This is a genomic window from Streptomyces aidingensis, assembly GCF_900112355.1.
GTDB classification, from domain to species: Bacteria; Actinomycetota; Actinomycetes; order Streptomycetales; family Streptomycetaceae; genus Streptomyces; species Streptomyces aidingensis.
Window position 1 is genome coordinate 76,207 of sequence record NZ_FOLM01000020.1, and the last position, 13,517, is coordinate 89,723.

Sequence of the window (13,517 nt, forward strand, 5' to 3'; positions counted from 1 at the left end):
AGTAATGTCGCACCGAGGAAAGACGATCACGAGGAAGGACGGCTATGTTCTCCCGCCTGTTCGGACCCACGCTGAAGGTCAGCGCACACTGCGACCTGCCCTGCGGCGTCTACGACCCGGCCCAGGCCCGGATCGAGGCCGAGTCGGTCAAGGCCATCCAGGAGAAGTACCAGGCCAACGAGGACCCGCACTTCCGGGCCCGGGCCACCACGATCAAGGAGGAGCGCGCCGAGCTGGCCAAGCACCACGTCTCGGTCCTGTGGAGCGACTACTTCAAGCCGCCGCACTTCGAGAAGTACCCGCAGCTCCACGTGCTGGTGAACGACACCCTCAAGGCGCTGAGCGCGGCCAAGGGGTCCACCGACCCGGCCACCGGCCAGAAGGCGCTCGACCTGATCGCCGAGATCGACAAGATCTTCTGGGAGACCAAGAAGGGCTGACCGCCCCTCACGGCCTCTGACCTGCGGTTTCCTTCTCCGCAGGGCTCTTCGGTCCGCACCCGGTCCGCAGGCCGCCCAAAACGGCGTCCATGACGGACCGGGTGCGGTCGTCCTCGCCGGGCCACAGATGGGCGTAGGCCCGCCGGGCCGCCTTCCACTCCGTCCGCCACCGGGTGTAGACGAGCGGGGCTCCTTCTTCCATGGTGAACAGCCATTCCTTGGACGGCCGCTCGGCGAGATGCCGCAGCAGGACGTCGGTGACCACTTCGCCGACCGGCACGGTACGGCGTGACTTGCCGGTCTTGGGCGGGCAGATTTCGGCGGCCTGGTTGCGCTGCCGCTCCACCCGGATAGTGCCCCGCTTGAGGTCCACGTCCGAGACCTTGAGCCCGAGCAGCTCGCCGATCCGCAGCCCTGCAAGCTGTACTCGCCCAAGCCGAGTCCAGCGGCCTCGATCCGGCGCATCTGCTGAATCGCGTCATCCCTTCCAGGAGCCTTGACGGCGTCCGGTCCCCCGCGCACGTGCTCATCTGGCGCATACAACGCCTCGCACACCGGCCCGCACCCAGTGCCCGCGCCCTCGCAGCTCAGGCGCGGAGTACACGTCCGCACAAGCGCCCGGCGCCCGCTCCGGCCGGCGTTCGGCCTGCGATGCCGGGCACGCCGGGCAGCCGTGGCCCTGTCCGTTGACCCGGTACCGAGTGCCTGTCTGGCGTGGCGCCGGCGGTAGATCTTGTGGCGTCCTGACCGGATGAGCCCTATACGCCCCGTCGTTACCGTCAGTACGCTGCCGGACACGCAATCAGACAGGAGGGTTTTATGTCGGCGCTTCGTGAAGTCTTGCACCGCAGCAACCATGACCTCCGTCTCCGGACTGGCCTCCGGGACGGTGACCCGGATGTACTCACCGGATTCGACCTCACCGAGGAAGAGGCCAGCGCGCTGCTGGCCGGGGACGAGAATGCCCTCTACCGGCTCCTGGGTGACACGAAATACTTCTTCATCCGCGAGAACGGCAATTACGACGACGACGGACTCACCGCCTGATCTCTGATCGACTGCATACCTTCGCCTCCGAGAGGACAGGGGTGACCGTTCCTGAGAAGAGCGGCGCGGCACGGATTTCCCTCGTGGGGATCGGCACCGTGAGCGTCATGCAGATGACCCACGAAGCGGAATCCGTGCTCCGCGTCGCCGACGCTCTTTATGTGCTCCACGCGCAGAGTCTCGTTCTGGACTGTCTGCGCGAGCGATACGAGGCAGAGGTGGTGGACCTGTCCACCGCTTACGCCGAGAACAAGGCGAGGCGGCAGACGTATCATGAGGTCGCGGGCGCGGTGATCGGGGCCGCGACCTCCGGCGCCGGCCGCCACGTCGCGTATGTGACGTCCGGCAATCCGCTCGTGCTGGTGACTCCGTCGCAACTCATTCTGGCCGAGGCGGAGCGGCGTGGAATTCCGGTGGACGTGGTGCCCGGGGTTTCGGCACTGGACACGGTGTGGTCTGATCTGCGTTTTGATCCCGGTCCGGACGGGGCGCTGATGTTCGAGGCGACCAGCCTTCTGCTGCGCCGGTATCCGCTCGTGCCCACGGTGCCGCTGTTCCTGTGGCAGGTGAATACCGTGGAGACCTCGCTGTACTCGACGCACAAGAACCGGCCGGAGAGATTCGCCCGGCTGCGGAAATATCTGGAGCAATTCTACCCTTCGGATCACCGAACCCGGCTGGTACACAGCGCCTCGTTCCCGTTTACCCGGCCCGAGATCGCCGATATCCCAATATCGGAACTCGGCATTCTCGCGGAGGTGGCGACGTCTCAGCACATCTTGTATGTGCCTCCGGTTCACCGGCAGCCGATTGCCGATGAAGGGCTGGCACGTGCCGTCTCCAGCGTCGAGCACCTGGAGACGTTGATCGACAGGTCGTGACCGCACCACCACGCAACTCCTGCCATGCTTAGTGGTGCAGCGCGCCGGTGACCTGACGGCCGGACCTTGGGCTCGCCCCTGCTTCGGCTGGTCCGGGCGTGCCGCACCACAGTGGAGCTCAGCTTGGCGGGGCCGCGCGCTCGCGCGGCCCGATCGACGGAGGATGTGCGGACACATGACGGAGCGGGTGCGGTCGCTGGCCGACGAGGTGGAGGCAGCGGTATCGGCGGCCATGGCCGGGACACTGCCGCCCGAACTTGCCGGGCAGGACCCGCTCGTCCGACGCTCCGACCATGCCGACTTCCAGTCCAACGTGGCGCTGCCGCTGGCCAAGCGCCTGCGGGAGAAGCCCCGCGAGGTAGCGGAGAAGCTGCGCGAGCCCCTGTCCCGGGTCGAGTGGATCCGCTCGGTCGAAGTCTCCGGGCCTGGCTTCCTCAACATCAATCTCGCCGATGAAGCGCTGCTCGGCCGCCTGGCCCTCCGGTACGGCGACGCCCGCCTGGGCGTGCCCGAGACCCAGGGGGGCCAGGTGGCGGTCGTGGACTACTCCGCGCCCAACGTCGCCAAGGAAATGCACGTCGGACACCTGCGCTCCACACTGATCGGCGACGCCCTGGTCCGGGTGCTGGACTTCCTGGGCGCGCGGGTGATCCGCCAGAACCACATCGGTGACTGGGGCACCCAGTTCGGCATGCTCATCCAGTACCTGACCGAGCATCCGGAACTGCGGTGGCATGCCAGGGACCTGGGGCAGGCCGAGGCGGGCAGCGCGGTCTCGGCGCTGGACTCCCTCTACCGCGAGGCCCGCAAACACTTCGACGCCGACCCGGCCTTCAAGGAACGCGCCCAGCGCCGGGTGGTCGCCCTCCAGGCCGGCGACGCGGAGACCGTGAACGCCTGGCGCGAGATCGTCGCCGAGTCCGAGAACGCCTTTCAGCAGATCTACGCCCGTCTCGGTGTACTGCTCACGCTCGACGATGTCGCGGGCGAGTCCTTCTACAACGACCGTCTGCAGAGCGTGGTGGACGAACTGCGGGAGAAGGGCATCGTGCAGGAGAGCGAAGGCGCCTGGTGCGTCTTCTTCGACGATATCCGCGGGCCGGAGGACAAGCCCGTCCCGATGATCGTGCAGAAGGCCGACGGCGGCTTCGGCTACGCCGCCACCGATCTGGCCGCCATCCGCTACCGCACCCAGGAGCTGAAGGCCACCCGCCTGCTGTATGTCGTCGACGCGCGCCAGTCCCAGCACTTCGCCATGCTCTTTCGCACCGCCCGCCTCGCGGGCTGGCTGACGGATGACATCCAGGCGGTCCACGTCCAGAACGGCACCATCAACGGTCCGGACGGCCGGCCCTTCAAGACCCGCTCCGGCGGCACGGTCCGCCTGGCGGACCTCCTCGACGATGCCTACGGCCGCGCTCAGGAGGTCGTCACGGAGAAGAACCCGGACCTCCACGACGCCGACTTGGACCGCATCGCGCAGGTCGCCAGTATCGGCGCGGTCAAGTACGCCGAACTGTCCACCTCACGCGTCAAGGACTACTCCTTCGATGTTGCCCGCATGGTGTCCTTCAGCGGCCAGACCGGTGTCTACCTCCAGTACACCCATACCCGCATCGCCTCCATCCTCCGCCGCGCGGGCGACTCTGCGGCGCAGGCCCGGTTCCGGCCCGCTCTCGCCCTCGAACCCGCCGAGCGCCAACTCGCCTTGCTTCTGGATGAGTTCAGCTCCGTACTCAACGGCGTCGCCGACACCCTCGAACCGCACCGGCTGGCCGGCTATCTGTACTCCGTTGCCAAGGCGTACACCGACTTCTACGAGTCCTGCCCCGTCCTGAAGGCCGATGCCGAAACCCGTGCCAACCGTCTGGCCCTGTGCCGGCTCACCGGCACCACCCTCGCCCGCGGCCTGGGCCTCCTGGGCATCACCGCCCCCGACCGGATGTGAGGCAACAGCTCATCCGAGCGGTACTTCGGCACAGGTCTCCCACTGATACATGCGGTGGTCACGGTTGAGAATGATCAGCTCAGCCGTGGTGATCCCGGCGGCGGCCGGAGCGATACGGGCCGCCGCCAGTGCCTCGTGCACGGGAGCGGCCGGCCCGTCGGCACTGCTGTAGGCGACGGTGATGTGGGGCCGGAAACCGGCTTCCGGCTCCGGCACCGCCGGCCACACATCGGCGACGGCCTGTCGGATGGCGGCGCGGATCGCCGCGATGGCGGTGACCGGCTCCGGCACACCGTAGATCGCCTCGGGGGTCACCACAGGCCCCGAAACGGTCACCTTGGGCGGGGATACGGTGGCGAGACGGGCTCGGGCCGCCTCCACCACAGCCCGGACGTCCGCTTCCGCCACCTCGTCGGTGAATCCCAGACCCTGCATGGTCAGATGAAGCCAGCCGTCGGGGACGGGATCGAGGCCGGGGACATCCTCCAGAGCACGGCGCGCCTCTTCGGCGAAGCGCAGCACCTCGGGCGCGTCCCGCCAGGTCAGGTGCCAGGTGTAGAAGGTCCGGCCGGGACGCCAGCCGGGCCGCCACCACCAGTGGTCGGCCATGTTCTGAACGGCGGTGGTCATGGTGGCGCTCCCTTCAGGAGACATCGTTGCCCGAGGTGAGGGCGAGACGGCGCGGTGCGGAGTCCAGAGCGAATTCCTCGATGGCCTCTTGCAAGCGCGCTGCCGGCCGGCTGCCCGCCGCGGGAGAGCGAGCCACTGCGGCGGCGAGCTCGCGCAGCCGACGGGTCACCGGGTCCAGCCGCTGCTCGGGCGGCAGGGCAAGAACGGGAAGGAGCGCTTCGGCGGCGGCCTCGGGACCGTTCAGGGCCAGGTGAGCGGCAGCCTGCGCGATGCGCATCTGAGCCACCGTGCCGTAGGGCTGGGCGCCGGATTCGCCCAGCGCGGCCTGCGTGGTCCGCAGCGCCGAGCCCGGCTCGCCGACACGGAGCTGTACGGCCGCGGTGTAGTTGGCACGGCGGTAGTCACCGCAGGACAGCAGTCCGCCGATCTCATCCGGGGTGGTCACGGACTCCCGCACATCGAGCGACCTGTGCAGCGCCGCCCGCGCTTCCTCTGCCGCGCCGAGCTGGGACCACGCGTCGGCCTCCTGACAGGCCAGCAGCACACCGGCCGAACCGTCCGGACGGTAGTCCGCGCCGCGTCGGGCGAAGCCGATCGCGTCCCGCATCCGGCCGTCCCAGAACGCCACCTTGGAGCGGGTGGACAGCACCCATGCCCGCAGGTCGCGGTGATCGGCGAGTTCCGCGCACAGCCATGCGGTGCGGCCCTGTGTGTCGGCCTCCCGCAGTTGCCCCAGGTCCGAGCTGATCCAGGCCAGAATTCCGCAGAGATAGCCGGCCACGCTGTACAGGTCCCGGGTCTGTCGTGGGTACTGCCGTCCTTCCAACAGGGCCCAGACCTGGTCGCGCAGGCGGCGGGCCTGTGCGAAGAGGGGCAGCGGCTCGCCGACGAGATAGTCGGCGGACAGGGCCCGTGTGTCGGCCACCAGTTGCTCCAGGGCGAGATCGCCGACGTTGGACGCCTCGGCCCACCGCGCCCAGTCCGCTGCCTCGGCCGCAGCGGTGCGCACCATCTCCGGACCGGTCGGCTCGGCTGCCGCAGCGCCGCTGGCGGGGGAAGGCTGGCTGCCCGCTTCCCGGGGTGGTTCGGCAGCCGCTGCCTGGTGTGCCAGCACCCGCAGGTCGCTCTCCGGCATGGCACGCCGGTCCTCCAGGTCCAGCAGCTCGTCCATCCGGCAGCCGAACACCTCGGCCAGGAGCAGCAGGATGTTCAGGGTGGGTCTCCGGCCGGCCGGAGCGGGCCACCGCTCCCATTTGCCGACCAGTGAGGCATCCGCCGCCACAGCCGCACCGGGCCGCTGCGCCGAGAGGTCGTTCAGCCGGTCGGCGGTCTGTTGCAGAGTCCAGCCGTGTGCGTGCCGGAACGCCTCGCGAGGGCGCATGCCGAAACGGACGCGCATTTCGACGGCGATATCCGCAGTCACGCTGCCGCGCGTTGTCATTTCGTGGCGAAGTGCCTCGCGATCCGCCTTGGACCCGGGCTTTGGGCGGTGCGCCATTGGTGCTCCCTGCGGGTTGATTGCCCGGCCACGGTAACGAGGGATCTACCCACAGGCAGGGTGACTTCCACGCAAGCGGAGCACATGCTGTCCCATCATCTGTCCAATAGATCCCATCGTCCCAGGTCAGTAGCGTCGGCGTGGTCCACGGAACTTGGACACGGCCGCTCGTGACGGTGCATCGCCATATGGGGACAGTGGTGGACACCTGGAACTCCCCGCATTCGGGCCGAGGGAAGCCGTCGGCACACCGTCGGCAGCACTCTGGGCTGCTTGCTTCGCATTGCGTCGAGGAAGGGCCGAACTCCGATGTCCACCAGCCCACTTCCCGCAGACCGCGTCCCCACTGCCGTCGTACCGCCCGGTACCGGGGCACCGGCTCCTGAACGGGCGGATGCGGCTCCCGCCGGGCGGCGAGCGCCGCACCACCCGGAGCAGGTCCGCCTCGCCGTGGCCGCGTCGGAGCGGCTGCTCCGAGCACTCGCTCCGTCCTCACGTGAGGTCGGCGTGCAGACCAGGGCGCTGCAAGGCCACCTGGCCCTGTTGCTTCCCCAGGCCCGCCGGTACCGCGACTCGGCGACAACTGGCGTCTCCCGCCACTGCTGGGCCGAGCTCATCGACCTTGCTGTCGCCGTCAGCAGAGCCCCCTGCTCCTCACGCGCGACCGCGCTCGGCCGTCTCCGGTTGCTGACCGGCTGCGTCAGGACCCTGCTGTACCGGGTGGAGACAACGCGCACCGCCGGTGGGACACCCGTGCCGACACACCGGTGCCGGCCCTACCGCCCGCGAGCGGCGGCAAGGAGAACAGGGTGATGCCCCCATGGCGGACCAGCCGGTGCCGGACGAGGAGCAGGTGCCGTCCGCCGTACTCCACGGGCGGGCGTGCCGGTACTGCCACCAGCCGCTGAGCGGCCCCGGCGAAACGGCCGGTGAGATCACCGACGCACGGATCTACGGCCGCCCGTACCCGATACGCGTCCGCGCCTGTTTTCCCTGCTCCCACACGCACCTGTCAACTCACTGAGCAAAGCCGGGACTTCGATGAACGGCGGCAGTCGCCACCCCGCCTCACCCCCAACAGAATCAGGAACGCCATGGATGACGCCGCCCTCAGCGCGCTGCTGCACGACAGGGTCGGCCAACTGGCCGGCGTATGGGGCGTCCTGGCCCTCACGGCCGATGGCATGGCCCTGGCCTGCGCGGGGATCGGAGCGGACGACGCACGGGACCTGTCCGCCCTCGGTGCCGCCCAGGGCGCCGTCGCCCGGCAACTGATCGCCCGCAGCGAGGCCGGCCGCCTCACCACCAGCCTCCTGCTGGGCGAGAACGGATGTGTCGTCCTCACCCGCTCCAGCGCGAACACCTTCCTGGTGGCCTTCGCGTACCGCGAATGCGCCGCCGGAAACATCGGGGAACAGCTCGCCGCGCTCAGCGACGAGGTGGGAGCCCGGCTCGAGGCCCGGGTCGGCAGTCACCTGCCGGCCCCGGTGAGCAGAGGGACGGAGTGGACAACCGCGTCGGAGAACATGCAGGCCACCGGCCGTCCCCACCGGTAGCCCCGTCCGGCGGAGACGTGCCCTTCCCGGCCTGCGCATCCCGTGACGCGGGCCGCCCCGTCTCCCCCGGGCCGGTGAACCCCCGGCCCGGGGGAGACGGCACCACCACCGCACTTCCGCCCGCACCCCTGCGGAGCGGCCGATCACCAGCGCACAAGGAATGAGAGCTGTATGAGCACAACCGTGGTGCGAGCGGCGTCGTGGAACCTCTACGTCGGCGGCATCGACGGCGGGGACGAGACCCGCCGCAAGCAGCAGATCAGCGTCCTTGCCGACGAGATCACCCAGACCTACGGCGAGCCGGACATCGTCACGCTCACCGAGATGACGCACTGGGACGCCGGCGGCTGGTGGCGCCTTCAGGAGCTGGCCGAGGCCCTGCGCATGGCCTGGCTCACTCCGGTGACCTCCCGCGTCTCCTCCGACGTCGGCACCAGCCCCAACCACCTGGCAATCCTCTACCGGCCCGAGCGGGTCAACGTGCTGCGCTACCAGGCCCCGGTCGGAAACGGCGCCTTCCACCACGGGCTCGCCCGCGCCCACCTGGCCATCGACGGCGTCGAGTTCGCCGTGCTGGCCACCCACCTGGCCTGGACCGACGGCGACACCCGCCTCCGCGAAGCGCGGTGGATGACCGACAACGCCGGCCCGTTCCCCGGCCAACCCCGCAATGCCCTCCTCATGGGCGACCTGAACGTCCTGGCCGAGCAGGACCCCGAACCGGACTGGAACCTCATCCCGCGCAACACCTGGAGCCGCTACCGGCAGATTCACGCTGACGGGAGCTGGGGGCCGGCCGACCGGCGCGCGCTCCGGGTGCTGCTCAACTCCGGCTGGATCGACCCCCAGACCGTCGTGCGCCAGGCCCGCAAGCCGACCGTGGGCCATTACCCGACCGATTCGGCACAGCCCTCGCGCATCGACCACGCCCTGGTCACCGGGGAGGTACGGCCGAAGGTGTACGCCACCCACGCATCCGAGCTCGCCGATTCCGCCTCCGACCACCGGCCCATCGTGCTCACCGCCGAGATCGGGGCGGCGGCATGACCACCACGGCGGCACCGCCCGCCGTCATCCCCTACATCACCGCCCGCCACGGCGAAGAACCCGACTACGCCGCCAACCTCGGCCTCCTGCCGGGCGGACGGGGCCTGCGCTACCTGGCCGAGGAGCCCGGCGACCGCGACGCGCAGGGCGTGCTGTGGGGCAGGGTCTCCCAGTCCCGCGACGGCGACCGCCTGACCGGCGCCCCCCGCTTCGCCGAGGTCCACCCCTCCCGGCAGCGCGAGGCCATGACCTGGCTGCGCTGCCAGGTCTGCATGCGCCCCGCCAGCCGCACCGGGGCCGGCTGGCTGTTCCTGGAGTCCGCCGGCCCGAACGGACGGCGCTCTCCTGACGGCCTGGAAGGGATGCTGACCGCCCAGCCTCCGGTATGCGCCGAACACGCCCGCCTCGCGGCCCAACGCTGCCCCCACCTGGCGTCCGCCGGGTTCATCGTGGTCCGGGCCCGGCTGCCCCGTCTCTACGGTGTGATCGGCACCTCCTACCGAGCCACTCCCGGCGGCGGCCTGGCAGCAGATGAGGGAGACGACACCCCGGTGTCCTACCGCGACCGGCACCGACTGCGCTGGCTCATCGCCTCCCAGCTCGTACGCCAACTCTGCGGCGTGACGGCGGTAAACCTGAGCAGCCCGCCCGAAGCGGGCCGGTGACCACCTCGCCTGCCGAGCCCGGCCGAAATGCGAAGAGCTGCCCCATAGCCGTCCACGCCGTCACTACGATGGGAGACCTTCAACTCAGCGGACTCGAGGGTTCCAGGGGGACGAGTGGTTCAGGATGAGGGCCGCGCCACGGCCGGGGGGAACAGGAGCACCGAGGTGGCACCGGACAGCCTGTCCGTCATCGTCTCGATCGACGACGCCGAGGATGTCCCCGGCGGCTCCAAAGGGCTCTTCCGAAGCCGTGGCGAGGAGACCTCGGTGCGCGAGATCCCGGTCGCGGTACTGCACCGGAATCTTCAGCGCACGGTGGATGCCCTTCAGCAGGTGATCGGCGAACTGCAGGTGCCCTCCGGGGGCATGCCGCTTCGCGAGGCCCAGGTGTCCTTCGAGATCACCGCAGGCGGCAGCATCGCCATCGTCGGCACATCGGCCCAGGTCTCGGCCAAGGGTGCGATCACGCTGACCTTCGGCTCCTGATCCACTGCCCGGGAGCCGCCTTGTGCCGACACCATTCAAAGCCCTGCTGATCGGCGTCCCCGTCTACGAGGACGATGCCCTTTCGAATCTGCCCTGCGTCGGGACCGATCTCCAGGAACTGGAGGCCGCGCTCCGCACCACGGGTTACGAAGTGGATGTCCACGATGTCGAGAAGACCGACATGGACAGCCTTGACCAGGCCGTGGAGCGCATCCTCCAGGAAGCCACCGAGGGGCAGACGATCCTGATCTACCTCTCTGGTCACGGCATCCACCACAACGGCACCGACTGCCTGGTGCCGGGCGGCGCCCGGACCAGGTCGCGCAACTTCCGCAACCGCTGCCTGTCCCTGGACTTCTCCGAGTACGTCACTCACAGCCGGGCCGGCAATGTCATCGTCTTCGTCGATGCCTGCCGGGAGGGCGTCACGCTGCAGGAGATGTCCGGCGTCGGCAATGCCAGGGCCTGGTCCACCATGCAGGTCCTCCGGGTCGGCAACCGCCACTACTGCCACGTCTACGCCTGCTCGCCCGGGGAGTATGCCCGGTACGTGATTACCCCGACCGGATCGTTCAGCCTCTTCTCCAGGGCGCTGTCCACCCTGGTCGCCGCCGAGGACGGTCCGCGCACGCTCAGCGAACTCGGCAGAGCCCTCCAGGACTCGCTGGACGAGCTGACCGCCAAGCACGGCTGCCCCCGGCAACAGATCAGAATCCGCACCGAGTCCAAACCGGAACCGGACGAGTGGGTGCTCTTCCCGCGCCCGGAGCGCTCGGTCAGCGCCTGGTCCGCAGACGAGCACCCGTGGGCAGCACTGGCCCGCGAACACCCAGCCTGGCAGCTGGCCGCGGACGGCCCGGGCAAGGAACCACTCCGGGACGCAGCAGTGGCCTTCACCACCCGACTGGCCGAGCAGTGGGAGGCGGACGCGCAGCTGTTGTCAGCCGATCCGTGGCATCCCGCCGGTTTCGCCGAACGGACGACCGACCGGGTGAGCTGGCTGCTCACCCGCGTCCTCAACCCGGAGAAACTGAAACTGTCCTCGGCGGAGGCCGCCCTGCTGGTCGTTCTGCCCTTCCTCTACGTCGCTCACGGCGGCCGACGAGCAGCCCGTTCCCTCGCTCTCGGCGCCGATCCGGAGAACCTGCGGCCGACTGCAGAGCCCACCGCCGAACGGGCCCGCTACGAGCAGTTTTTCGGCAGCCATCCGCGTCTGGTGCGCCGCTGGGAGCGCATCACCGGGGACGGTACCCAGGGCATCGCCTGGTGGTTGTACCACCGCTGGTTCTCCCGGCAGCCTCTTGACAACCGGGAGCCTGCCCTGCGGGAACTGACCCGCCTGGCCACTCCCCCGGAATGCCCGGTCCAGTCGCCGGAGCAGCGGCTCGTCGCCGAGGCACTGGCCCCTGACACACTGACCGGGCTGCTCCGCTCTCTCAGGTCCGCCCCAGGCCGGATCCCGACGGGTCCGCCCCGCCACCTGGCTGGGGCCTCGGTACTGGAACAGCAGGTACGGGACCGGCTGCTCGCTGGTTTGCTGACGGTGGCACACCGTCTGGCCATCGACCCGACGCTGCTGCCCGAGGTGGTGGTGGACCATCTGGGTATCTGGTACTCGGTCGATTTGCCCGGCCTGCACCGCACCCTGGAGGGCGCCCGTTGGGAACCTCGCGGGCGCACCCGGGTCCTCCATGCCACCTGCACGCATCCCGCCGTGGAGCTTGCGTTGCGGCAGCAGACGGCCGCGCTGGACGCCCTGCTGGGCACGCTGGACGCCCAAGGCAGCGGCGAGCCGCAGTGGGAGCCGCTCCAGGATCTGCCAGTACATGCCAGCGCCGAGGGGGTACGCGCGGCGCTCACCGCCGCCGGGAAGCCGGAGTACGAGTCGACGGATCTTCGGTTCCGCCTCGCCGACGACCGCGTCCAGGAACTGCTGATGGGCGAGCAACTGTACGGCGACCCGGCGCTGGCGATCCGAGAGCTGTACCAGAACGCCCTGGACGCCTGCCGCTACCGCGACGCGCGCACCGCGTTCCTGCGCCGCCGGTCCGCGTACGGGCGGCCATGGGCGGGCTCCATTACCTTCACCCAGGGGCAGGAGAACGGCCGCCCCTACATCGAGTGCCGGGACAACGGTATCGGCATGGGTGAGCACGAACTGCGCGAGGTCTTCTCCCGTGCGGGCATGCGCTTCGCCGATCTCCCGGAGTTCCTCGAAGAACAGGCCGCCTGGCGGGAAGAAGGCATCAGCCTCTATCCGAACAGCCAGTTCGGCATCGGCGTCCTGAGCTACTTCATGATCGCGGACGATATCAGGGTGACGACCTGCCGCCTGGACCGCGAAGGCCGCCCCGGTGAGGAACTCCGGGTGGACATCGCCGGTCCGGGCGCGCTGTTCAAGATCCAGCGGCTGGGCCGGGGGGAGGAAGCGGGGACCGCGGTCCGCCTGTTCCTCCGCTCCGCGGACCGGGCGCCGTCCTGTGTGGGTCTGCTGCGGCGCCTGCTGTGGATCTCGGACTACTCCGTCAACGCGACCGACCCGACGGGGAGCCAGAAGTGGGAACCAGGCGTGCTGTCGGAGTCGGCACCGCTGGACGCGGCGGACCCGGCTGCCGACCACGCACGGCGCGGGCCCGGTATCCGGGTCGCAGCCGGCTCCCGGCCGCAGCTGTGGTGGTGCAGCCGCGGCGGCGGCATCCTGGCCGACGGCCTGTGGGCCGGAATCCCGCGGTTCGGCGCGGTGGTGAACCTCGACGGCCCGCACACACCCCGGCTGAGCGTGGACCGCAGGAAAGCCCTGAACCACGACCGGGCTTATGTGGACGACCTGCTGCACCGGGAAATCCCGGCGCTGCTGCGTCCCGACGCCCCCGTCCTCGACCATGCCTGGGTCTCACAGCTCGTGGCGCACGACCCCCGGCTGGCCGACGAGGTGCTGCTCCGTGCAGTCGCCGAGCGCCGTACCCCCTGGGTGGTCGGCAAGCGGAACTTGGACGTGACCGCTGTCGGCTGTTTCACCGAGGACGCCCCGGAGTACGCCACCGGCGACCTGGAGCACCTCAGTTCGCTTCCGCCCGGTCTGCAGGAATGGCGGCACCTGGCGTGGGTAAAGGCCGGCGCTTTCCCCGGAGTCCTCGCCGTCGCCCCCGAGGAAGTGCCGCTGGCACGTCCCACTGATGCGGTGCTACTCAGCGTCTCCAGGTACCCGGTTTCCCGTCCGGGGCGTCAGCGCACGACTGGTGACTGGCTTCCACGAGGGGAAGCCGTGCCTGTGGGCCATGTCTACCGGGTGGCGAAGCAGACGGGCTACACCCCCGCC

General features: G+C 69.7%; 12 protein-coding genes and 1 pseudogene. 10 read left to right on the forward strand and 3 right to left on the reverse strand.

Going from position 1 to position 13,517, the window contains the following annotated elements:
- Nucleotides 1-44 precede the first annotated feature (44 nt).
- Nucleotides 45-440, forward strand: coding sequence for a superoxide dismutase, Ni (sodN, locus tag BM242_RS25225; protein ID WP_093841242.1), 396 nt, complete (start codon nucleotides 45-47; stop codon nucleotides 438-440).
- A gap of 7 nt (nucleotides 441-447) precedes the next feature.
- On the opposite strand, the pseudogene BM242_RS25230 reads toward sodN, so the two are convergent.
- Nucleotides 448-858: pseudogene (locus tag BM242_RS25230) on the reverse strand (tyrosine-type recombinase/integrase); the annotation flags it as partial.
- Between the two features lie 401 nt (nucleotides 859-1,259).
- Here BM242_RS25230 and BM242_RS25235 point away from each other — a divergent pair.
- The 3 genes from BM242_RS25235 to argS all read left to right on the forward strand — a co-directional run bounded on the left by BM242_RS25235 (nucleotide 1,260) and on the right by argS (nucleotide 4,316).
- Nucleotides 1,260-1,487 (forward strand): hypothetical protein, encoded by a 228-nt coding sequence (locus BM242_RS25235; protein ID WP_139238444.1) that lies wholly within the window; start codon nucleotides 1,260-1,262, stop codon nucleotides 1,485-1,487.
- Nucleotides 1,488-1,528: 41 nt separating this feature from the next.
- Nucleotides 1,529-2,368, forward strand: a complete 840-nt coding sequence (locus BM242_RS25240; RefSeq protein ID WP_139238445.1) for an SAM-dependent methyltransferase — start codon at nucleotides 1,529-1,531, stop codon at nucleotides 2,366-2,368.
- Between the two features lie 175 nt (nucleotides 2,369-2,543).
- Nucleotides 2,544-4,316, forward strand: a complete 1,773-nt coding sequence (argS, locus tag BM242_RS25245; RefSeq protein WP_093841245.1) for an arginine--tRNA ligase — start codon at nucleotides 2,544-2,546, stop codon at nucleotides 4,314-4,316.
- Nucleotides 4,317-4,325: 9 nt separating this feature from the next.
- Here argS and BM242_RS25250 read toward each other — a convergent pair whose 3' ends face one another.
- Nucleotides 4,326-4,946 carry a 2'-5' RNA ligase family protein gene (locus BM242_RS25250; RefSeq protein ID WP_245834508.1) on the reverse strand — a complete coding sequence of 207 codons (621 nt, stop codon included), beginning with the start codon at nucleotides 4,944-4,946 and terminating at the stop codon, nucleotides 4,326-4,328.
- A 13-nt stretch (nucleotides 4,947-4,959) separates the two neighbouring features.
- The gene (locus BM242_RS25255) at nucleotides 4,960-6,345 is read right to left on the reverse strand and encodes a helix-turn-helix transcriptional regulator (protein ID WP_245834509.1); all 1,386 of its coding nucleotides are present in this window, start codon (nucleotides 6,343-6,345) and stop codon (nucleotides 4,960-4,962) included.
- A gap of 919 nt (nucleotides 6,346-7,264) precedes the next feature.
- On the opposite strand from BM242_RS25255, the gene BM242_RS25260 reads away from it, so the two are divergent.
- The 6 genes from BM242_RS25260 to BM242_RS25285 all read left to right on the forward strand — a co-directional run.
- Nucleotides 7,265-7,468, forward strand: coding sequence for a hypothetical protein (locus BM242_RS25260; protein WP_093841246.1), 204 nt, complete (start codon nucleotides 7,265-7,267; stop codon nucleotides 7,466-7,468).
- 70 nt (nucleotides 7,469-7,538) lie between these two features.
- Complete coding sequence (locus BM242_RS25265; RefSeq protein ID WP_093841247.1) at nucleotides 7,539-8,000, forward strand: roadblock/LC7 domain-containing protein; 462 nt, start codon at nucleotides 7,539-7,541, stop codon at nucleotides 7,998-8,000.
- Nucleotides 8,001-8,171: 171 nt separating this feature from the next.
- Nucleotides 8,172-9,047 carry an endonuclease/exonuclease/phosphatase family protein gene (locus tag BM242_RS25270; protein WP_093841248.1) on the forward strand — a complete coding sequence of 292 codons (876 nt, stop codon included), beginning with the start codon at nucleotides 8,172-8,174 and terminating at the stop codon, nucleotides 9,045-9,047.
- Nucleotides 9,044-9,712: a hypothetical protein gene (locus tag BM242_RS25275; RefSeq protein WP_245834510.1), complete on the forward strand. Its 669-nt coding sequence runs from the start codon at nucleotides 9,044-9,046 to the stop codon at nucleotides 9,710-9,712. Before BM242_RS25270 ends, BM242_RS25275 begins: the two co-directional genes overlap by 4 nt.
- A gap of 165 nt (nucleotides 9,713-9,877) precedes the next feature.
- Nucleotides 9,878-10,198, forward strand: a complete 321-nt coding sequence (locus BM242_RS29675) for a Pepco domain-containing protein (protein ID WP_093841249.1) — start codon at nucleotides 9,878-9,880, stop codon at nucleotides 10,196-10,198.
- Nucleotides 10,199-10,220: 22 nt separating this feature from the next.
- Nucleotides 10,221-13,517: HD domain-containing protein (locus BM242_RS25285; protein ID WP_175541571.1), on the forward strand; the 3,297-nt coding region annotated here is incomplete at its 3' end.